Annotated in this window: 19 protein-coding genes; 14 read left to right on the forward strand and 5 right to left on the reverse strand. The window is 55.9% G+C overall.

The window, feature by feature from the left end; genetic code table 11:
* Positions 1 to 74: 74 nt before the first annotated feature.
* Together DYU11_RS10555 and DYU11_RS10560 are read left to right on the forward strand one after the other, a co-directional pair.
* Positions 75 to 1949, forward strand: coding sequence for a M61 family metallopeptidase (locus DYU11_RS10555; RefSeq protein ID WP_119668288.1), 1875 nt, complete (start codon positions 75 to 77; stop codon positions 1947 to 1949).
* Positions 1950 to 2254: 305 nt separating this feature from the next.
* On the forward strand, positions 2255 to 4429 hold the full coding sequence (locus DYU11_RS10560) for a DUF11 domain-containing protein (RefSeq protein WP_158600266.1): 2175 nt from the start codon (positions 2255 to 2257) through the stop codon (positions 4427 to 4429).
* A 115-nt stretch (positions 4430 to 4544) separates the two neighbouring features.
* On the opposite strand, the gene DYU11_RS10565 is transcribed toward DYU11_RS10560, so the two are convergent.
* Positions 4545 to 5534, reverse strand: a complete 990-nt coding sequence (locus DYU11_RS10565; RefSeq protein WP_119667653.1) for a phytanoyl-CoA dioxygenase family protein — start codon at positions 5532 to 5534, stop codon at positions 4545 to 4547.
* 154 nt (positions 5535 to 5688) lie between these two features.
* On the opposite strand from DYU11_RS10565, the gene DYU11_RS10570 reads away from it, so the two are divergent.
* Both DYU11_RS10570 and DYU11_RS10575 read left to right on the forward strand, forming a co-directional pair.
* Positions 5689 to 6534, forward strand: a complete 846-nt coding sequence (locus DYU11_RS10570; RefSeq protein ID WP_119667654.1) for an AraC family transcriptional regulator — start codon at positions 5689 to 5691, stop codon at positions 6532 to 6534.
* 92 nt (positions 6535 to 6626) lie between these two features.
* Positions 6627 to 7754 carry a DUF5005 domain-containing protein gene (locus DYU11_RS10575; RefSeq protein ID WP_158600267.1) on the forward strand — a complete coding sequence of 376 codons (1128 nt, stop codon included), beginning with the start codon at positions 6627 to 6629 and terminating at the stop codon, positions 7752 to 7754.
* 33 nt (positions 7755 to 7787) lie between these two features.
* Here DYU11_RS10575 and DYU11_RS10580 read toward each other — a convergent pair whose 3' ends face one another.
* The gene (locus DYU11_RS10580; protein WP_119667656.1) at positions 7788 to 8051 is read right to left on the reverse strand and encodes a hypothetical protein; all 264 of its coding nucleotides are present in this window, start codon (positions 8049 to 8051) and stop codon (positions 7788 to 7790) included.
* Between the two features lie 183 nt (positions 8052 to 8234).
* Between DYU11_RS10580 and DYU11_RS10585 the strand changes: the two genes are divergently transcribed.
* A complete protein-coding gene (locus DYU11_RS10585) occupies positions 8235 to 9575 on the forward strand; it encodes a sigma-54-dependent transcriptional regulator (protein ID WP_119667657.1) in 1341 nt (446 codons plus the stop codon).
* Between the two features lie 16 nt (positions 9576 to 9591).
* Here the strand turns inward: DYU11_RS10585 and DYU11_RS10590 are convergent, their stop codons facing one another.
* Complete coding sequence (locus DYU11_RS10590; protein ID WP_119667658.1) at positions 9592 to 9861, reverse strand: hypothetical protein; 270 nt, start codon at positions 9859 to 9861, stop codon at positions 9592 to 9594.
* Positions 9862 to 10110: 249 nt separating this feature from the next.
* On the opposite strand from DYU11_RS10590, the gene DYU11_RS10595 reads away from it, so the two are divergent.
* Positions 10111 to 10191, forward strand: coding sequence for a potassium-transporting ATPase subunit F (locus DYU11_RS10595; protein WP_119667659.1), 81 nt, complete (start codon positions 10111 to 10113; stop codon positions 10189 to 10191).
* Positions 10192 to 10204: 13 nt separating this feature from the next.
* Entirely contained in the window at positions 10205 to 11935 is a 1731-nt protein-coding gene (kdpA, locus tag DYU11_RS10600) for a potassium-transporting ATPase subunit KdpA (RefSeq protein ID WP_119667660.1), read from the forward strand.
* Here kdpA and DYU11_RS10605 read toward each other — a convergent pair.
* The gene (locus tag DYU11_RS10605; RefSeq protein ID WP_119667661.1) at positions 11922 to 12272 is read right to left on the reverse strand and encodes a toxin-antitoxin system TumE family protein; all 351 of its coding nucleotides are present in this window, start codon (positions 12270 to 12272) and stop codon (positions 11922 to 11924) included. The genes kdpA and DYU11_RS10605 overlap by 14 nt on opposite strands.
* Positions 12269 to 12565, reverse strand: a complete 297-nt coding sequence (locus DYU11_RS10610) for a hypothetical protein (protein ID WP_119667662.1) — start codon at positions 12563 to 12565, stop codon at positions 12269 to 12271. The genes DYU11_RS10605 and DYU11_RS10610 overlap by 4 nt, the downstream gene beginning before the upstream one ends.
* Before the next feature lie 32 nt (positions 12566 to 12597).
* Between DYU11_RS10610 and kdpB the strand changes: the two genes are divergently transcribed.
* The 7 genes from kdpB (at position 12598) to DYU11_RS10645 (ending at position 21369) form a co-directional block, all read left to right on the forward strand.
* Positions 12598 to 14709 carry a potassium-transporting ATPase subunit KdpB gene (kdpB, locus tag DYU11_RS10615; protein WP_119667663.1) on the forward strand — a complete coding sequence of 704 codons (2112 nt, stop codon included), beginning with the start codon at positions 12598 to 12600 and terminating at the stop codon, positions 14707 to 14709.
* 108 nt (positions 14710 to 14817) lie between these two features.
* Complete coding sequence (locus tag DYU11_RS10620; RefSeq protein ID WP_119667664.1) at positions 14818 to 15381, forward strand: K(+)-transporting ATPase subunit C; 564 nt, start codon at positions 14818 to 14820, stop codon at positions 15379 to 15381.
* Positions 15382 to 15439: 58 nt separating this feature from the next.
* Positions 15440 to 16606, forward strand: coding sequence for a porin (locus tag DYU11_RS10625; protein ID WP_119667665.1), 1167 nt, complete (start codon positions 15440 to 15442; stop codon positions 16604 to 16606).
* 62 nt (positions 16607 to 16668) lie between these two features.
* Positions 16669 to 17799, forward strand: coding sequence for a sensor protein KdpD (locus DYU11_RS10630; RefSeq protein WP_119667666.1), 1131 nt, complete (start codon positions 16669 to 16671; stop codon positions 17797 to 17799).
* 98 nt (positions 17800 to 17897) lie between these two features.
* Positions 17898 to 19646 (forward strand): sensor histidine kinase, encoded by a 1749-nt coding sequence (locus tag DYU11_RS10635; RefSeq protein WP_119667667.1) that lies wholly within the window; start codon positions 17898 to 17900, stop codon positions 19644 to 19646.
* A gap of 218 nt (positions 19647 to 19864) precedes the next feature.
* Positions 19865 to 20284 (forward strand): YsnF/AvaK domain-containing protein, encoded by a 420-nt coding sequence (locus tag DYU11_RS10640; protein WP_119667668.1) that lies wholly within the window; start codon positions 19865 to 19867, stop codon positions 20282 to 20284.
* A 50-nt stretch (positions 20285 to 20334) separates the two neighbouring features.
* Entirely contained in the window at positions 20335 to 21369 is a 1035-nt protein-coding gene (locus DYU11_RS10645) for a YsnF/AvaK domain-containing protein (RefSeq protein ID WP_119667669.1), read from the forward strand.
* Positions 21370 to 21472: the final 103 nt, after the last annotated feature.

The following is a 21472-nucleotide window of genomic DNA, read 5'->3' on the forward strand; positions in this document are numbered from 1 at the left end:
GTCGTAGTTTCGCTGTTTCTTTTCTGAAAAACGACGAAGTCCTGGTCAAAAAACGAAAGTATTATCTTTTCCGTATGAAAAAAAAATCCCGGCTCCTGTTTTTATTGACAGCCTGGTTGCTCCTAGGGTACGGTCCGCTGACGCGGGCCGCTGATACGACCGCCGTGAATCCGACGGCCCCGGCGCCCGCACCTGCCATTACGTATGTGTTGTCGATGCCTGAGCCGCAGACCCACTATTTCGAGGTCGAAATGCGGCTTACCAACAGCGCAGCCGCGACCAACGCCCGTAAGAATGGCTATGTGGATATTAAAATGCCGGTCTGGACGCCGGGGTCGTACCTGATCCGGGAATACGCCAAAAACGTGGAAGGGTTTATGGCCCTCGCGGGCAACCGGCCGGTGCGGTCCGAGAAGATCCGGAAGAACGCCTGGCGGGTATTTTCCAATGAGGATAACCTGACGATCCGCTACCGGGTATACGCCAACGAACTGACCGTACGGACCAGCTTCATCGATGCGAACCACGGATACCTGAACGGGGCCAGCATCTTCATGTTTACGGACGCGCTGAAAAACCAGCCCCTGCGGGTGATTGTGCAGCCGTACAAGGACTGGAAGACCGTAACGACGGCCCTCAAATCCGTGGGCGACGAAAACGGGGGCGCATCCGCCTACACTTTTGAAGCGCCGAACTACGACCTACTAGTAGACTCACCGATGGAAATCGGAAACCACCGCACGTTTACGTTCACGGCGTCCAATATTCCGCATACCGTAGCGCAGTTTGGTGAGGTCGATTACAACGAGCAGCGGCTCGCGGCCGACTACAAACGGGTGTGCGAAACGGCGGCATCGGTCGTGGGTGAACACCCCTGCGAAAACTATACGTTTATCGTACACCACATTCCGGCGGCCGGCGGTGGGCTGGAACACCTGAACTCGACCACGCTGCAAACCTCCCGCAACGCCTATGCGACGGAAGCCGGCTACAAAGGTTTTCTGACGCTGGTGGCGCACGAGTATTTTCACCTCTGGAACGTAAAGCGCATCCGGCCCATCGCGCTCGGACCGTTCGACTATGAGAATGAGAATTACACCCGCATGCTCTGGCTGTCGGAGGGCTGTACGTCGTTCTACGAAGATTACATCCTGCGCCGGGCGGGTTTCCATACGCCGGAGCAATACATGGCCATCGTGGCCAACGACATCACCGGTATCGAAAATCAGCCGGGTAACCGAGTGCAGTCGGTGGCGGAGTCGAGCTTCGACGCGTGGATCAAATACTACCGCCCGAACGAAAACTCAAACAACAGTACCGTATCGTACTACAGCAAAGGCAGCGTACTGGGATCGCTGCTGAATCTGGCCATCCTGGCCGGCAGCAACGGCGCCCGCACCATGGACGATCTGATGCGGTATTTGTACAACGAATATTACAAGAAGCGGCAGCGCGGCTTTACGGATGAAGAGTTTCGGCAGGCCGCCGAGCAAATCGCCGGCCGCAAACTCGACGATTTTTTCAACATCGGGGTAAACAGTGCCGAGCCAATCAACTACAACGCGTATTTTGAGCCGGTGGGGCTGCGGCTGACCAACGTAGCAGCCCGAACGCAGGACGGGTACCTCGGGGTTGCTACTTCCGTATCCAACGGAAAAGTCGTAGTGGCGGGCGTCCGTCGCGGTTCGGCGGCTTATACCGATGGCCTGAACGTTGGCGATGAAATTGTCGCCGTCGACAGCGTTCGGGTGGGTGATGATCTGCTCAGGCTGCTGGCCGGTCGGCGCGTGGGTGAAACACTGAACCTGTTAGTTAACCGGAATGGCATCGTTCGCCGGATGCCGGTCACGCTGACGCAAAACCCGCTGGTGAGCTACCGACTCGAACCGGTCGCCAGCCCAACCGAGCAGCAACGAGCGCTTTTTGCCAAGTGGCTGTTTATAAAATAAACCAAAGCCCGGCCGAGAGGTCGGGCTTTGTTGTAAATAAATCGGGGGTGATGTATTCAGTTGTCGCCCCAGCCTCCTCAATGATGCTCCCCACAAAAAATACGCTTTCATTTCATATTCAGCATATTTTTTGCAATACACTCCTTCGCTAAGCTTCCTGCACGCATAGGCGACAAGTCAGCCGATTCTCATGCCGACCGTGAGACGCCGTCTCCCTGTGCGTATGGGCAGTACGTCTAGTATACATTCATATGGTCTACCGTTGGCTACACATCTTCCTCCTTTCTTCCTTTCTGGTACATACTATGCGGGTTCAGGCGCAGCTGCCCCGGTCGTTGCATCCGAACATCACCGTAGAAAAGCTGATGTCGACTCAGGTCAGGGGTGTTCGGGTGGCCTACGACGCGCAAACCCGGAAGCTGTATTACCATTCGTTTCCGGGCGATGTATATCGTATTGAACAACCGGCAAACGGCCAACCCTATGAAGTACCCATCGCTTCGGCGGCCGACCACGGCATCAACTACCTGCAGGGCATGGTCTTCGCAAACGGTGTCCTGGTGCTGGTGGGTAACTTTAAAGAGACAGGGCAACGGGGCTACGGGCTGGTTGTTAAAGGAATTCCGCAGGCGGATGGTACGTGGCGGTGGGAGCGGATTGTACAAACGGTTCCCTACCCGTCGTCTGCTACGCTTTACGACCACGCGTTTAACGGGGTATGTGTAACTCCGGGCGCAGATTCTGTGTATGTTAACAGTGGGTCACGTACGGATCACGGTGAAGTGGAAGACACGGGCGGCCTGTATCCCAATACCCGTGAAGTACCTTTAACCGCCACAATTTTTAAGCTGCCGCTACACCCGCCGGCTACAATCCTGCTGCCCAACGACCAGACAGCCCTCGATCAGTCGGGTTATGTATTCTGCCGGGGCGTTCGAAATACGTTTGATCTGGCGCTGGACCGGCAGGGCCGTCTGTTCGGCGTCGAAAACTCGGGTGACCGCGACGATCCTGAAGAGATGAACTGGCTGCGGCCGGGGCGACACTACGGGTTTCCGTGGGAAATGGGCGGCAATCAGACTCCACAGCAATTTTCTGGCTATAATCCGGGGCAGGACAAACTGCTGCCGGCAACGCTGTCGCCTGATCAACAGCAGAAATTTTACAACGATCCGACGTTTCCGCCTAAGCCCGGTAACCTGGTAATCACGCAGCCCATCCGAAACCTGGGACCCGATGCCAACCTGGTTCGTGATCCTGCAACCGGACAGGTCCAGCAGGTGAATTCAGTTGCTACGTTCACATCACACCGCTCGCCGTTGGGATTGCTTTTCGATACGGACAATGCGTTGGCTGACTTTACCGGCGATGCGTTCGTACTGAGCTACTCAGCGGGCGGGGGTGTCAGGGGCGGCTATCTGTTTGCCGAAGAGCCCGGCGAAGATCTGTTGCATGTCCGACTACAGTACGATCCGGCTGTTGATAATTTTACGGTCCAGACAACTAAAGTAGCTGATGGGTTCATTTCACCGACGGATGCGGAGTGGGTGGGGAACATCATGTACGTGATCGAAGAAGGACGGCAGTGCATCTGGAAACTAACGTTTCGGCCTTTCGATGCCGTGGCAAAGGCTGATCTGAGTCTGAGCATTCAATCATCGGACAGAATAGTGGCGGTAAACAGGCCCGTATCCGTTACGTTAACCGTCCGGAACGATGGGCCGTCGGAAGCCCGGAATGTTCAATTAGAAAATCGACTGCCGTCGTACCTGGCCTACACCGGGGGGGATCTCTCAAACGATGGGGGCGTGCTTACCGCGACGCTGGCTTCGATTGGTGCTGGTGAGCACGCTAATCTAGTGTATCAGCTGATCGCCCAGCAACCGGGTACATTCCGAAATGCCGTCCAGATTCGTAGTAGCGGAACGCCAGACCTTGATTCGCAGGGTGGTAGCGGAACCGCCGATGGTCAGGATGATACCGCGTTGCTGACCTTACGTACCGCAGAGACGGGGTTATCGGTCTATGAATCGCCAAATCCAAACCAGCAGCCGTTACCCGTACCGGTGTCGAATCAGCCGGCTGCCGACCCGACCAAAGCCGACGTGAATATCCAGTTGGTAGCGAGTACGTTAACGCCAAACCTCAATGATATGGTTTCGATTACCGTTGTCGTGACAAACCGGGGTGGGCTTCCAACAACAGGGATAACGGTTCAGCACGCCCTGCCCAACCAGATGGTTTTTGTTTCAGGAACGGGCTGGACACAGGCTGGTACTATTTTGACGGGGCAGCTAACTGCCATTCCAGTTGGCGGAACGGCATACCTTACGTTTCTGGCACGGGTGACGGCTGGCGGGCGATTGCTGAATCAGGCGCAGGTGAGTGCTGCTGATCCGCTGGATCCGGATTCGACGCCTGGTAATGGCCTGGCAACCGGTGAGGACGATACGGCGTGGCTTGAGCTACGGGTCCGGTGAAGAAAACAGCAATGAGCTACTGATTGTACGGAACGTTATCAGAGCCTGGTCCAATAAAGCGTAGCCAGATCATGTAGATCCATGCATTCAGCTACGCCTTATTGGCTTTGGCGATCTACCAGTTCCGCAGTCCCAGCAGCTTTTCGCCCAGTTCGGTCAACTGAGCCCGTTCGTAGCGGGTCTTTTCCCAGTTGCGCGGGTCGCCGGGAAACGCGTAGCCTTCGGGGGCCTGCCGCTCGCGCCATGACGTAATACGCCACTGCCGCAGGGCTTCGTTGTCTTCCTCAGCGGGCATCATCGAAATGTACTGGGCCATCCGGACTTTGTCTTTCGACAGGTTGGGGCGGATGCCGTGGGGCTGGGTGCTGTTGAAAATCAGCAGATCCCCGGCTTCCATTTTTACTTTAACTAACTCAAAACCCGTGATGTCGGGCTTGAAATGGTCGCGGTCGGCGGGCTGGGTTAGTTTCCAGGTGTCGTAGGTTCGGAACAGTTCGGGAATGCACTGGAACCCGCCCATGTTTTCGTCGGTCTGGTCGGCCAGGGCCAGTACGCCCTGTACGTTCTGCGGCTTGGTTTCGGGGTCGTAGTCCCAGTGGATGAACCCTTTGAAGTCGTGTCCCGGCCGAACGGGGAAATTCAGGTTGGCGCGGTCAATCGTCACCCAGAGTTTTTCGGTGCCCCAGATGTCGACAAAGGCATCGTACACCCGTGGGTACTGCCGGTTGTCCCATTCGTACTGGTGGTTATATAGCTCAACCATGCCGCTGTTGGTCAGCTCCTTCATTTTCATCTCGGCCCGGGGGGGAGCGTACCAGGTGCTGGGATCGTTGGGGTCTTTTTCTTCGAACTCCCACAGGAGGTTGGCCAGTCGGTCGGCATTTTCTTTGGGCACGGCCTGTTTGATAACGATGTATCCGTTGTGCTGCCAGAACTGCCAGTCCTCTTCCGACAGCACGCGCAGGGGTTTTCCCGCTTCGGCGGACTGAGATGATCGATCATTGAGTTTGATTTTGCTGCTGGTCGCCGTTGACGGATTGCCGGGAATGTCTTTGTGGGCATTGTCCGGAATCATGACCGGGGCCATCGTTTTTGTTGCCTCCATGACGGTTTAGTATTTACTGGTGATTTTGTTGAAACAAAGGTAGTTAGCAGAAAACCGCCGGTGTTATTACAGAACTAGCCAGTTTTTGTACTATTTTGCTCTTGTACAAGCCAATGGTTCCTAACCGCGTCAGTTTATAGCAAAAACAAGGCCCATGAAGGTTGCTTTAGAACAGATTGCCCCCGATGCTGGCAGTTCCTTTCACCTGCTGCTGACGCCCCACCTGAGCGACGTATTCTTGTGGCATTACCATCCCGAATACGAGATCGTTTACATCGAAGGCGCCAGCGGAACCCGGCACGTAGGCGATCACATCTCGCGCTACGACGGCAGCGATCTGGTGTTTATCGGCCCGAATATTCCACATTTAAACTTCGATTACGGCGTCAGGACTGATCACCGGAAGGTGGTGGTGCAGTTGAAGGAAAACTTTCTGGGCGAAGTGTTCTGGCAGGCCCCCGAATTTGCGGCTATTACGGAGTTGTTCGAACGGGCACGGTCCGGCGTGTCGTTTCATGGCCGAACGAAGGCCGAGGTAGGAGCGAAGTTGCACCAACTGGCGGATTTGCCGCCGTTTGAGCGTATCATGACCCTGCTGAGTATCTTCCAGCAGTTAGCCACCAGCGACGAATGCACTCCGCTGTACGGCAAACCCGTGGCCGGTGCCTACAACCTGAAAGAGCAGCAACGGCTCAAACGGGTACATCAGTTCGTAGCGGAGCAGTACACCCGAAAAATTGACATTCCTGAAGTGGCCGAACTCGCCAGCCTGACCGAAGCGGCTTTTTGCCGGTATTTCAAGCGCATGACCCGGCTGACGTTCACCCAGTTTCTGAACCAGTACCGCATCAATCAGGCGCAGAAACTACTGCTGACCGATCATACCGTTTCGGAGGCCTGTTTCGCCTGTGGCTTCGAGAGTTTGTCATACTTCAACCGGATTTTCCGGCGGGTAACGGGCGAAAACCCGCTTCAATTCAAGAAACGACACGGTGTTTAACGTGAAATCAGGCGAAATACGTTGGTGATCGGTAAAATTCGGCCGGAGCGATCTTCTACGCCTAGTACTCACCTTCCCAAACCATACGTACCGTGCTTAAAAGCCTTTCTGCGCTCGTTGTCGCCTTATTGCCCTGTTTCGTTGCCTGTCAGCCCGTCGATTCATTACCCACCACTTCTGATAGAAAGTCAGCCGCCCCGCTTCGGCAGGCAGCTCTGACCGTTCAGGTCGATGCGCAGTATAACCAGTTCTTTACCCGCAACGCAGCCTGGAACGGGGGCGATGGGGTCTATTCAGTGCCGCTGCCCGACGGGCGGGTGTTCTGGACATTTGGCGATAGTTTCATTGGCCGGGTGCAGCCGGATCGGTCACGCATTGCCGCGCAGAACGTCTTTGTCCGGAACGCCGTACTGGTGCAGCAGGGCGAGACGTTCGACGGATTCCGGACGCTGAACCAGGGAGCCACTACGGATACCGGCGCAAAAACATATTTCGTGCATTCGCTCGAAAAAAACGGCAGGGACTGGTACTGGCCCCTCGATGCGACCGTCTACGGCGGAAAACTTCAGGTCGTCTTGAGCCACATTCGTAAAACGGGCTCGGGATCGTGGGATTTCAAGAATGCGTCGATCGATCTGGCCATCTGTTCACCCACGACCGGTGCTATAGAAAAACTCATTCCGAATAAATACCAGGGCGAATGGGGCTACGGGGGTGCTTTATGTGAAGCCGCCGACGGATACACGTACCTCTACGGCGTCGTACACGGGACGTTGACAACCAGCGTCGTGGTGGCCCGGGCTCCCAAAGGCGATCTGACGGCGGCCTGGACGTACTGGAACGGGTCTAAATGGGGGAGCAGCCCGAACCGATACGCAGTTTATAAGGATGCGTCGGACCAGTTCAGCGTATTCCGGTCGGGCAGCAAATACTACCTGTTCACGCAGGAAATTATCTTTGGCCGGCGGCTGTACCTGTCAGAGTCAACCAGTCCGGTCGGGCCCTGGACTAACAAACGTCTGCTGTATACGATACCGGAAGAACATGGTACCGGCAAGGTGTTTACCTACAATGCGCTGGTTCACCCGGAACTGTCGAAGACAGGCGAACTCATGATTTCGTACTGTGTGAACGCCCATAATTTCGGGGATAACTTCGCCGTGCCCGGCAGCGCGGATCTGTACCGGCCGTATTTTATCCGGGTGTACAACTGGCAGTAGCCCCCGGCTACGTATCGACAGGCGGTACGTCGGTTACTGCATCTCCCGTGCCAGCCACTCATCAACGATCACGACCGGGGTTTCGAGCCGCCAGGGCGCATGGGTATGTTCCCGACCAAACCGGAGTTTGAGCGGTTTAGCCGCCGGCAATTCCGAGGCCAGGGTATTCAGCGGCTGAAGCAGGGGCTGAACGGCAACCTGGGCAACGTCCAGCAGGGTGGTGAATCGCTTCAGGTTTTCGAAAGCGGCATCGTATTGGTGCTGCGTGATCCAGAGGGCTTTCAGTTGGTTTCGCATGGGCTGGCCAGTTTACTCGATTCGTCGGGGCAGCACCGCCAGCGCTACGTCAAAACCGGCCCTGCTACCATTTTACCCTAAACACAAAACACCCCCCGGTTGGTTTACCAAACCGGCTGGTTCCGAAAAAAGGGGGCCGACTGCCGTTTTTGGGTTAATTTTGGTTGTTTATAGCAAACGACTGTGGCCGCTACCTTACTTCTGATCGACGACGAAGACCGACTCCGCCAACTGCTGGCCCGGCTGCTGAGCCTCGAAGGATACACCGTACTGGAAGCGGCCAATGCCCGCTCCGGTCTCAGCGTGCTCGAACGCGAGGAGGTGCAGCTGGTAATCAGCGATGTGAAGCTGCCCGACAAAAATGGGATCGAGTTAACGGCCCTGATCAAACAGACATACCCCGCTACGGAGGTTATCGTCCTGACGGCTTATGGCACCATTGCCGATGGGGTGACGGCCATTAAAAACGGGGCCTTCGACTACATTACCAAAGGCGACGACAACGACCGGATTATTCCGCTGGTGAGCCGGGCCGTCGAGAAAGCCGAGCTGCAGTTCCGCATCCGGCAGCTGGAACAGCAGGTGAGCAAGCGCTACGGCTTCGACAGCATCATCGGGCGGTCGGCGGCCATCCGACAGGCCATCGACCTGGCCCGGAAAGTGGCCGTAACGGACACGACCGTGCTGCTGACCGGCGAAACCGGTACCGGCAAGGAAGTATTCGCGCAGGCCATCCACTACGCCAGTCCCCGGTCGGCGGGGCCGTTCGTGGCCATCAACTGCGGGGCGCTGAGCAAGGAGATTCTGGAAAGCGAGCTGTTCGGGCACCGGGCGGGGGCCTTCACGGGGGCTACCCGCGATCAGAAAGGCCTGTTTGCCGAAGCGAACAAAGGCACCATTTTTCTGGATGAAATCGGGGAAATGCCGCTCGATTTACAGGCTAAATTACTCCGGGTGCTCGAAACGCACGAGTTCCTGCGCGTAGGCGATACGAAACCGACAAAGACCGACGTACGCGTGGTAGCGGCCACGAACCGGAACCTGGAAGAAGAAGCGGGTGCCGGTCGGTTTCGGCTGGATCTGTACTACCGGCTGTCGGTGTTTGTGATCCAGTTACCGCCCCTGCGCGACCGGCGCGACGACATCCCGGAGCTGGCCGGCTTTTTTACCCGACGGGATGCGGCCAAGATCGGCAAACGCGACGTACGCATGAGTCCCGAGTTTGTACGGATGCTGCAGAACCACGGCTGGAAAGGCAATATCCGCGAACTGAAAAACATCATTGAGCGGGCCGTTATCCTGGCCGACGGGCCGGATCTGCTGCCCGACCACCTGCCGCTCGACATTCGGGAGGGCGATGAATCGAACCCTGGCGATGATCTGACCCTGGCGGCCCTGGAACGCCAGCACATCGGACGTATCGTAGCCATGACTGGCAACCAGAAGGCCGAAGCTGCCCGATTGCTGGGCATTTCGCTGGCTACCCTCTACCGCAAGCTGGACGAATACGGCCTGAAAAAATAGCCCCGTCCGGTTAGAATCACGTTGCGGATCTATTGGTCATTGGTGAAGGGAGCGGTTGCCTAATCCGCACCAGCGGTATGTCATCAGCGGGTCGCACCACGAGCGGTACGTGTTCAGTTTTCACATTCTGATAATCCAGTCCGTATGCTTTCTCGTTGGAAATAGTCAGGCGTTTAAGCAGGACGTACGCGTTCATCATAAACGCATCGACTGTGATGAGCTTCCAGACCTGGCTGTCCGGGATTGAATGGCCGTCTTTCTCAAAATGAGAATGAGCGGCTATCATTTTGAGAAAAAAGCAATGGTCCTGATCCGTTTGTATGATTAGATGCCTGATACAATTGGTTGACTATCAGTTTTCTACAGAGTCGACGTACGTCATCAGCCGGTTTGGCATCTGATTCGTACCATCAGGATAGAAACCAATTCATGAAATCAACCGAATGGAGACTATCCTGATCTTAATTACTTCGGCGCTGCTGTGCTTCGTCCTCTTTTACAAATCAATCGAATGGTTTGAGAACATCTGATCGCCATGCTGACGCTGCTTTTTATTGTCTCGCTTCTGGTGTTTGGCTACATGTTCTACGTGCTGGTCAGACCCGAAAAGTTTTAACCTACCTACCACTATGTTTACGGATGGAATGGGCGTGATCGCCATGTACGCCCTTACGGTGCTGCTGGCGATTCCGCTCGGCAAGTACATTGCCAAAGTATATCAGGGCAACCCCAGCCGGAACGCCGGATCGGCCCTTGACTTTATAGCCCCGCTGGAGCGTCTGATTTATCGCCTGGGCGGGGTTGATCCCAACCGGCAGATGAACTGGAAGGAAAACCTCGTGGCCCTGGTCACGATCAACCTGCTTTGGTTCATCTACGCGTTCTTCATGCTGTTGTTCCAGGGCAGCCTGCCGCTGAACCCCGATGGTAATCCGTCGCAAACGCCGGATCTGGCGTTCAATACGGCGATTAGCTTCCTGGTTAACTGCAACCTGCAGCACTATTCCGGCGAGTCGGGTCTGACGTACCTGACCCAGACGGCGGTAATTATGTTTCTGCAGTTTGTGACGGCGGCTACCGGTATGGCGGCTATGGTGCTCGTGTTCAATGCACTGCGCACGGAGGTGGCCGATAAGCTGGGCAATTTCTACGTGTATTTCGTCAAGTCGATTACGCGGATTCTGTTGCCGCTGTCGCTGGTAGTAGCGCTTATCCTCGCCTTCAACGGCACACCCGCCAGCTACGACGGAAAGGATACCATCGTGACGCTTCAGGTCGATACGGTTGGGGTTTCGCGCGGGCCGGCCGCTGGGATGATCGCCATCAAGCAGCTGGGTACCAACGGCGGGGGCTGGTTCGGCGTGAACTCGGCGCACCCCCTGGAAAACCCGAACTACCTGACCAATATGGTCGAAGACATTTCGATTATCCTGATTCCGATTGCACTGGTGTTTGCGCTGGGGCATTACATCAACCGCCGTCGGCTGGCGCTGGTCATCTACGGCGTCATGACGGTTGGCTTCATGCTCCTCTTTTTCCCGTCGCTCTTCGCCGAGATAAGCGGCAACCCGGCCATTGCGAATCTTGGCGTGGCGCAGCCGCTGGGCAGTATGGAAGGCAAGGAAATCAGGCTGGGCGCGGCCGCTTCAGCGTACTGGGGCATTACGACAACGGCTACCTCTAACGGGTCGGTCAACGCCATGCATGATTCCATGACGCCGATTTCGGGCGCTATGCAGATGCTCGACATGATGATCAACGCTTTCTACGGCGGGGTGGGTGTGGGCTTCCTGAACTTCTTCGTGTTCCTGATCGTCGCCGTGTTTATCTCGGGGCTGATGGTAGGCCGGACGCCGGAATTCCTGGGCCGCAAGGTTGAAGCGCGGGAGATGAAAATCGCGTCGCTGATCGCTATTCTGCACCCGTTCCTGATTCTGGTATCCACGGCCATATCGTCCTACACGCTGGTAAACATGCCGGATGCGGACTGGGCGGTGAAGCCCGGCAACTGGCTCAACAACGATACGTTTCACGGGTTCTCGGAGATGTTGTACGAATACACCTCGTCGGCGGCCAACAACGGTTCTGGTTTTGAAGGACTGGGTGACAACAATTTCTTCTGGAATTTTACCTGTGGTCTGGTGCTGATTCTGGGACGTTACCTGCCGATTGTCGGACCGGTGGCGATTGCGGGCCTGCTGGCGCAGAAGAAGTACGTGCCGGAGTCGTCGGGTACGTTGCCTACCGATACGGGTACGTTTGGCCTGGTGACGTTCGCCGTTATCTTCATCATCGCAGCCCTGTCGTTCTTCCCGGCGCTGGCCCTGGGGCCGCTGGCGGAGTACTTCAGCTTACGGTAAGCTGCGAAGCAATGAAGGTGAGCACTTTGTCGAGGGTCATGGGTTCGGAAGCAACTACGTTTTCTTCGGAACCCTGATGCTGATGGTAAGGAGTGGTAGGCAACGGCACTGAATGCGCGTTGTCCCAGCGATGAATGATCTGGTTGTCGGCGGCTTGCCAGTGGTACGAATAGTCTATCCAACCCGAACGGATGACGTAGTTCTCACGCACGTAGAGTACGGACTGATCAACTAGAATTATTGTGCCACGTACCTGAATCGTATTGGGGTTTACAATTGGATCAAATGGTGTGTGACTAAGAATCAGATGACCAAATGCTGAAAGATCGTGCTTCATTTGACCAACTGAGCCAGGCGCTTTTCAATCCCTCTAAGTTCAATCATTTCCACGCGCCAGTCCATAATATCGTTTTCGCGCTCGAACTGGTTGAATTGAGTCACTTGATTGAATTGTCTCTCAAATTCAACATAGGTCATGCCATACTTCTCTTCGAAAAGTTCAATGCGTGTGTTATGGACCTTCAACTCGCGTAATAACTCTTCCTGCATCTTTTTGATGGCGTAATCGGTACTCGACTTGTAGCCCATCTCGTGGAAAATACTTTCGATGGAATACTGCTCAACCGTCATAACTGAATTCGTTTTTTTCAAATATAACAAAAATGGCAAAGCAATCTTCTCCTTCGCTGTTCCAGCGCGAGCTCGTTGGAACGGCTATCCGGGAGTCATTTGTGAAACTTAACCCGGCGGTCCTGATCAGGAACCCGGTCATGTTCACCGTCGAAATTGGTACGGTGATCATGCTCCTGGTAACGATCTATATTGCCCTGTCGGGTGATACGTCGCAGGGGTCACTGGGGTATAACATCATCATTACCCTGATTCTGTTCATAACTATTCTGTTCGCCAACTTCGCCGAGGCCATTGCCGAAGCGCGGGGAAAAGCCCAGGCCGAATCACTCCGCAAAACGCGAGAGGAAACCCCGGCCAAGGTAATCCGGACCCTGGGGCGGATGAAGCTCGACGAAGTGGAGATAATTCCCTCCTCGCAGCTGCAGAAAGGCGATGTGTTTTTGTGCGAAACCGGTGACATCATCCCTTCGGACGGTGAAATCATCGAAGGATTAGCTACCATCGACGAATCGGCCATCACGGGCGAATCCGCGCCGGTCATCCGGGAAGCCGGTGGCGACCGCTCGTCGGTGACGGGTGGTACGAAGGTGCTGTCGGACCGCATCAAAGTGCTGGTCACGACCCAGCCGGGGGAGTCGTTTCTGGACAAGATGATCGCGCTGGTTGAAGGAGCGAGCCGCCAGAAAACGCCGAACGAAATTGCGCTGACAATTCTGCTGGCGGGCTTTACGCTGATTTTCGTCATCGTCTGCGTTACGCTGCAGCCGTTCGCCGAGTACGCCAATACCCCCATCACCATCGCGGCACTGATTTCGCTGTTTGTCTGCCTGATTCCAACCACCATCGGTGGACTGCTGTCGGCCATCGGTATCGCGGGTATGGACCGGGCGCTCCGGGCCAATGTCATCGCCAAGTCGGGCCGGGCCGTCGAAACGGCGGGCGACATCGATACGCTACTGCTCGACAAAACGGGTACCATCACGATCGGAAACCGGAAGGCGACCCACTTCTACCCGGCTCCGGGCATTAACCAGACCGATATGGTGCGGGCCAGTGCGCTGAGTTCGCTGGCCGACGAAACGCCGGAAGGTAAGTCAATCGTAGAGTTAGCCCGCAGTGGAGACTTCGGTACGGACGTTACGCGGTCGCTGTCCATCGAGGGAGCCACGTTGATAAAGTTCACCGCCGAAACACGGTCGAGTGGTATCGACCTGCCGGCCCGTCTAAACGGTAACGGCCGGGCCACTGCCGGCCAGAACACCGATGTGATTCGCATCCGTAAAGGGGCCGTGGACTCCATCCGGGTTATGGTGGAGCGGGCGGGCAATGTATTTCCGGCCGAGACGGACAAGAAAGCGAAGGAGATTGCCGCCAACGGGGGGACTCCGCTGGTTGTGGCCGAAAACGACGTTGTGAAAGGCGTTGTTGAGCTGCAGGATATTATCAAACCCGGCATTCAGGAGCGGTTTCAGCGGCTGCGCCGGATGGGCGTGAAAACGGTGATGGTGACCGGCGACAATCCCCTGACGGCCAAGTTTATTGCCGAGAAAGCCGGGGTTGACGACTTCATCGCCGAAGCTAAGCCGGAGGACAAGATGAACTACATCCGGCACGAGCAGACCGGCGGCAAACTGGTGGCGATGATGGGCGACGGTACGAACGACGCGCCCGCCCTGGCGCAGGCCGACGTGGGTGTGGCGATGAACTCCGGTACGCAGGCCGCCAAGGAAGCCGGCAACATGGTGGACCTCGACAATGACCCGACCAAACTGATTGAGGTGGTCGAAATTGGCAAGCAACTGCTGATTACGCGCGGAACGCTGACGACCTTCAGCATCGCCAACGACGTAGCGAAGTACTTCGCCATCGTCCCGGCCCTGTTCATCAGCTCCATTCCGGCCCTGCAAAGCCTGAATATCATGCGGCTGAACAGTCCCGAGTCGGCGATCCTGTCGGCGGTGATCTTCAACGCGATCATCATCCCGATGCTCATCCCGCTGGCCCTGCGTGGCGTAGAGTACAAGCCAATCGGAGCCTCTGCCTTGCTACGCCGGAACCTGTTTATCTACGGCCTGGGTGGCCTGATTGCACCGTTCATCGGCATCAAACTGCTTGATCTGGTAATAGGGGTATTTATTTAATGAATGAGCGAAATCGGAAAGTCAATACGAAGCGCTGTTTTCATTTAGATAATAGCACATCAACACGTCCTAATAATCTTTCGCTCATTCACTCACTCTTTCAAAAGTATGAAAACACACATCGGACCAGCTATTCGACTCACGGTAGTCCTGCTGGTGTTACTCTCTGTTATTTATCCGCTCGTAGTGGCGGGTATCGCTACCTTCGCCCCCGGCGGGGGTAAGGGCGAAACCATTACGGTCAACGGCCGGGTGGTTGGCTACAAGCGCGTTGGGCAGGCTTTCACCGAGGACCGGTATTTCAACAGTCGCCCGTCGGCGGTTGATTATAATGCAGCGGGTTCGGGCGGGTCAAACAAAGGGCCAAGTAATGCGAATTACCTGAAAACGGTTCAGGCGCGTATCGATACGTTCCTGGCTCATAATCCCGGTGTTCGGAAAGAAGACATTCCGTCTGAACTGGTAACCGCTTCGGGTAGCGGCCTGGACCCGGATTTATCACCGGCCGGGGCTAAAATTCAGATCGCCCGCATTGCAAAAATACGAGGCATCAGCGCCGACCGGCTGAACCAACTGGTGGATGAGCACACTGAGGGTCCGCTGCTGGGCCTGTTCGGTCCCTCGAAAGTGAATGTGTTGCAGGTAAACGTAGCGCTGGATGCGCTGAAGTAATTGTAGGCCGGCTGTAACCGGACTATCCAACAAAACCACCGCTTCGGCGGCCTGTGAAATGAAAACGTTTTTAGTCTCGTGTACCGCTTTGTCGGTTTTCTTTGCCGCTTCATCACCGTTTGCCCAAACGACTATCCGGCCGCTGGTCGACTCCGCAGCTGCGGCAGCCCAACCGCAGGCTATCGCTGCCTCGACCAGCAGCCTGACGTTCTCCGGCTACGTAGAAGCGTATTATTCGCATGATTTTACGGCCCCCAAAACCTTGCAGGAGCGGCCGGGTTTTCTGTATAACTTCCGGCGCAACCGCGAAGTGAACGTAAACCTAGCCTTTGTAAAAGCGGCTTACACCAGCGACCGGGTACGGGGTAACCTGGCTATTCAGGTCGGTACGTACCCGCAGTACAACTACGCGGCTGAACAGGAACTGATCAAAAACATCTTTGAAGCGAATGCCGGCGTGAAACTGAGCGCCAGCCGGGATTTGTGGCTGGATGCCGGTATTTTCTCGTCGCACCTCGGATTTGAAAGTGCCATTGGTATCGACAACTGGACGCTGACGCGTAGCCTCGTAGCCGAGAACTCGCCGTACTACCTGGCGGGGGCCAGGCTGACCTACAATACTGCCAACGGCAAATGGACGCTGCTGGGGTCGGTCGTAAACGGCTGGCAGCGCGTGAAGCGGCTGGATGGGTATTCCGGTCCAGCCGTCAGTACTCAGGTGCAGTACCGGCCGTCGGATAAGGTGACGTTGAACTGGAGCACATTCTTCGGCTCCGATCGTCCTGATTCGCTCAGGCAAGGCCGGATGTACCACAATCTGTACGCTATTTTCCAGCCGGGTAAGCTGGGCCTGATACTCGGCTTCGACGTAGGCGCGGATCGTAAGCCGGTGGTGGAAGGTCGCCGGGTTGGCCCTGGCCAGTACGTCTGGTACACGCCCGTTGCGATGCTGCGTTACAGCCCCAGTGACAAGGTACGGCTGGCCGGACGGGTTGAGTATTATGACGACCGGAACGGCGTCATCATTGCTACCGGTACGCCGGACCGTGCCAACGGCTTCCAGACCTGGGGGTATTCGGTAAACGTCGATTACGTTATTACGCCCCAGGCCCTGTTTCGGATTGAAGGCCGGACGTTCAGCAGCAAGGACCCTATCTTTCAGACGGATAACGGTTTCGGCCGGACCAATACCGCACTGACGACGAGCCTGACGGTTCGTTTTTAGCGGCTGATTTATTCACACAACCCGATACCAAGGAGCCAGAAGTGACCCATCACTAAGCAGAAATGACCACCAACGACCGCGACCAGTCCGCTGAACAGTTTCTCCGGCTGATTCAACAATCACGCCGGGGAAAATTCAAAGTGTACATCGGCATGAGCGCGGGCGTTGGGAAGTCGTACCGGATGCTGCAGGAAGCACACGCCCTGCTCCGAAGTGGGATTGATGTGCGTATTGGCTTTATTGAAACACACAACCGGGCTGAAACGCTTGCGCTGGTGGATGGACTGCCGATCATTGCCCGGCGCAAGCTGTTCTACCGGGGGCGCGAACTCGAAGAGATGGACGTGCAGGCCATTTTAAATACGCACCCAGAACTCGTCATTGTGGATGAACTGGCCCATACCAACATCCCCGGTTCCAAGAACGAAAAGCGCTGGCAGGATGTCATCGAAATACTGGACGCGGGCATTAACGTCATCAGTGCGGTCAACATCCAGCATATCGAAAGCCTCTACGACGAAGTCCACGCCATCACGGGCATCGACGTAACGGAACGGGTGCCGGACAAGGTGCTGCACATGGCCGATGAGGTCGTCAACATCGACCTGCCGGCCGATGAACTGATTGCCCGGCTAAAAGAAGGCAAGATTTATGATAAAGCGAAGGTAGAAACGGCGCTGCGGAATTTTTTCCAGCCGGAGAAAATTCTCCAGCTTCGCGAACTGGCCCTGAAGGAAGTGGCTGGGCAGGTCGAACGGAAAATCGAAACGACGCTGCCGCCCGGTGTTCAGGGCCGGACCGAACGGTTCTTAGCGTGCATCAGCAGTAACCACCAGACCGCCCGGATGATCATCCGCAAAACGGCCCGGCTAGCGTCGTTCTATCAGTCGCGGTGGTTCGTGCTGTACGTGCAGACACCCGCCGAAGGGCCCGACCGGATCAAGCTGGACGTACAGCGGCACCTGATCAACAACCTCAAACTAGCGACGGAACTGGGCGCGGAGGTGATTCAGGTCAAAGGGACGAACATTCCCCGCTGTATTGTCGAAACCGCCGACGAGCGCAAGATTACGACGATCTGCATCGGCAAACCGCACATTAACCTGATCCGGATCATCATGCGGACAAACCTGTTTAACGAAATGCTTAACAAACTATCGCAATCGGATACGGACTTGATTATATTATCTTGAAAGGAGGAAAGGGAGGAGGGAGGAAAGGAAGAGAAGAGCCACTGCTTCATGCGTATATTCCTTTCCTCCTTCCTCCCTTTCCTCCTTCTCCCTCAATTATGACGATAAAAGCCAAAATATCCCTGGGACTGACCTTCATGTTCGTCATCATTGTCGTCATGGGGGGCCTTGGCGTGTATTACCTCAATCAGTTGTCCGACGACGCCCGTGTTATTCTGAAGGATAACTACATATCGCTGGAATATACCAGCGACATGCAGAAGGCGCTGATCAACCTGAATGGCGATCCCAATGCCGCAGCGGTCTTTGAGGAAAACCTGCGCAAACAGGAGCGCAACGTAACCGAAGTAGGGGAGCAGGGGCTTACCGATGCGCTTCGGCGGGATTTCGACCGGATCAAGGCCGGTGCCCGCGATTCGCTGACCCTAAATCGGTTAAGAACAAACCTCCTGCAGCTCGACGATGTCAACCGGCAGGCGATGGTGCGCAAGAATACAACCGCTGAACAAACCGCCCGCGACGCGCTGGTCTGGCTGGCGTTCGTCGGGACGTTATGCTGTCTGGTGGTACTTTCGTTCATCGTCAGCTTCCCGGGCTACATCGCCAATCCGCTGCGGGAACTGACCCGGGGGATCAGGCAGGTGGCCAGCCGGAACTTTGAAGAACGGCTTCATTTTCAATCCAGCGATGAGTTCGGCGAACTGGCCCGGTCGTTCAACTCCATGGCCCAGAAACTCGACGAATACGAACACAGCAACCTGGCGAGGGTGCTGTTCGAAAAAAAGCGCATCGATACGCTCATTCAGATCATGTCCGACGGCATCATCGGGCTGGACGAAAAACGCCGGATTCTGTTCGCCAATCCCGTGGTCTGTCGGCTGCTGGGGATGACCGAAGCGCAGTTGGTAGGCAAATACGCCCCCGATGTGGCCTCGGTCAATGATCTGCTGCGGACGATGATTCAGGAACTGATGACCGATGAGCCCATAAGCCGGGAGGGCCGGCTGCTCAGGATTTACGACGTGGATCCCGAGGGCAAAGGCAAGGAAAACTATTTCAATAAGCAGATTCACCTGGTTGAAGTGACCCGAACGGGCGAAGAACAGGCGCAGCAGGCCGGGTACGTGATTGTTCTGAAAAACATTACGCCCTACCAAGAACGCGACCTGGCCAAAACGAACTTCATCGCTACGGTCTCACACGAGTTAAAAACGCCCATCGCCGGGATTAAAATGAGCCTGAAGCTGCTCGACGACCAGCGCGTCGGTGCGTTGAATGACGAACAGAAACAACTGCTTGATCACGTCCGCGATGATGCCGACCGGCTGCTCAATATTACGGGCGAACTGCTCAACATGGCGCAGGTGGAATCGGGGCAGATCCAACTCCAGATCAGCAACGTAGCGCCCACTGCCATCATCGACGTAGCCACGAATGCGCTGCGGACCCAGGCCGAACAGAAACACATCCGGTTCAACGTTAGCCAGGCCCCCGGTTTGCCGCTGGTCCAGGCCGACCCCGACAAAGCCTCGTGGGTGCTGGTCAATCTGCTGTCGAACGCCGTGCGGCACAGCCCCGAGGAAAACCGCATCGACATCCAGGTAGCACCGGTCCATGGATTCGTAGAGTTCCTGGTCCGCGATTATGGCGCGGGCCTCCGCCCCGAACACCGCGACCGGGTGTTTGACCGCTACTTCCGTGCCCCCGGCAGCAACGGCCAGGTAAGCGGTACGGGATTGGGGCTGGCGATCTCGCGGGAGTTTATCACCGCGATGCAGGGAGAAATCGGTCTGAAGCCCGACATGACCGATGGGGCCGCCTTTTACTTCCGGTTGCCCAGCGCCTGATGGCAACGGCGAATCGGGTCGTATCCTCAGATTTACAAAATGGTAAACCATTCCCGGCCGGCCACTGGCACAGGCGGTGTAGAATAATATTCTATAATTTATGTAGAATAAATGGGACAGTTTGCCGTCGGGCGTTTCACTAACCATCACACAATCAGCGGATGGCACACCTTTTGAGCAGCCAGGCACGTGATCAGTTACCACCAACCCCGCTCACTATGAACCCTCAGGACAATCCCGACCAAGAACTGCCCCGTACCATCCCGGTCATCCAGGAGCAGGTGCGTATCGATAAGGAGGTGGTAGAAACAGGGCATATACGGCTGTCTAAACTGGTTCATGAAGAAGAGCAGACAGTGGACGTACCGACGACCCACGAGGAAGTGAACGTCCATCGGGTAACGATCAATCAATACGTGGATGTTCCGCCACCCCCGATCCGCTACGAAGGCGACACGATGATTATCCCCATCCTGCGGGAGGTCGTCGTGGTTGAAAAACGCCTGGTGCTCGTTGAGGAGGTACACGTCACGAAACGACGAACTGAAACGCATAAACCCCAGCAGGTAACCCTCCGTCGGGAGGAAGTTGTCGTGCAGCGGGATACCCCCACTGATGCCGGTGCGCATCAGCCTTGAATAAATCAGTAGCAATCTATTACTAACACCCAATTAAAACCCCAACTACAATGGCACAGACTGTGATTGGAATTTTCGACAATGCGTCAGAAGCGCAGAACGCCGTAGAACGGCTGGTAGACAACGGATTCACACGCGACTCCATCGACATCATGGACCAGGGCAGCGGCATGAATACTACCGGCACTGGTTATGCACAGGGTACCACCGGTTACTCAAGCGAGACCGGTTATTCGGGCAGCGCGACCAATGACACAATCAGTCTGGGAGCAACCCGCGACATTGACGTTGATCGGGACAGAGACCGCGATCGGGACCGCGACGACAACGGCGGTGGCATCGGTGGATTTTTCCGCTCACTGTTCGGGGGCGATGACGACGATGAATACACAACCAGCCGTCGGTATACGGACGTTGCTAACCGGGGAACGGTTGTTTCGGTGTACACCCAGACCGCGGACGAAGCCGAACGGGCCGCCGACATCCTGGACGATGCCGGTGCCGTTGACGTAGATGAGCGGGCTTCGCAGTATGGCTACACGACTGGCAGCACGACATCAGGTATGGACACAACATCGGGTATGGACACGACGTCGAATGCGTACCCAACGGATCGCGACCGGATAACTGCCGACGATGACACGACGATGAAGGTAATGGAAGAAAACCTGAACGTCGGCAAGCGGGAAGTAGAAACGGGCGGTGTCCGGTTGCGGAGCCGTATCGTGGAGCGTCCGGTCGAAGAGATTGTCCGGCTGCGTGAGGAGCACGTCCGGGTCGTTCGGACGCCGGTTGACCGGCCCGCTACGGACGCTGATTTCAATACGTTCCGCGAGGGCGATATTGAAGTAACCGAGCGTGCTGAAGTGCCGGTCGTCGGCAAAGAGGCCCGCGTGGTCGAAGAAATTTCCCTGGGTAAGGATGTCGAAGAGCGGGAAGAAACCGTGCGCGATACGGTTCGCAAGACCGAAGTTGACGTTGAAAACATCAACTCAACCGATATGAACCGGGGCATGGGGTCATCCACAACGGGCCGTACAACTACGGATCTGGATGACGATTTCAATACGACTACGAACCGGTAGACCGGTAGTTGACCTGATACGTTCAGCGCGATGACTGCGGTCGTCGCGCTGTTTTTTTTTGCGTTGGACCGTCCCGACGGCCCGGCATTTACTACACGGCATG

The organism is Fibrisoma montanum (assembly GCF_003583365.1).
In the GTDB taxonomy this organism is placed as follows: domain Bacteria; phylum Bacteroidota; class Bacteroidia; order Cytophagales; family Spirosomataceae; genus Fibrisoma; species Fibrisoma montanum.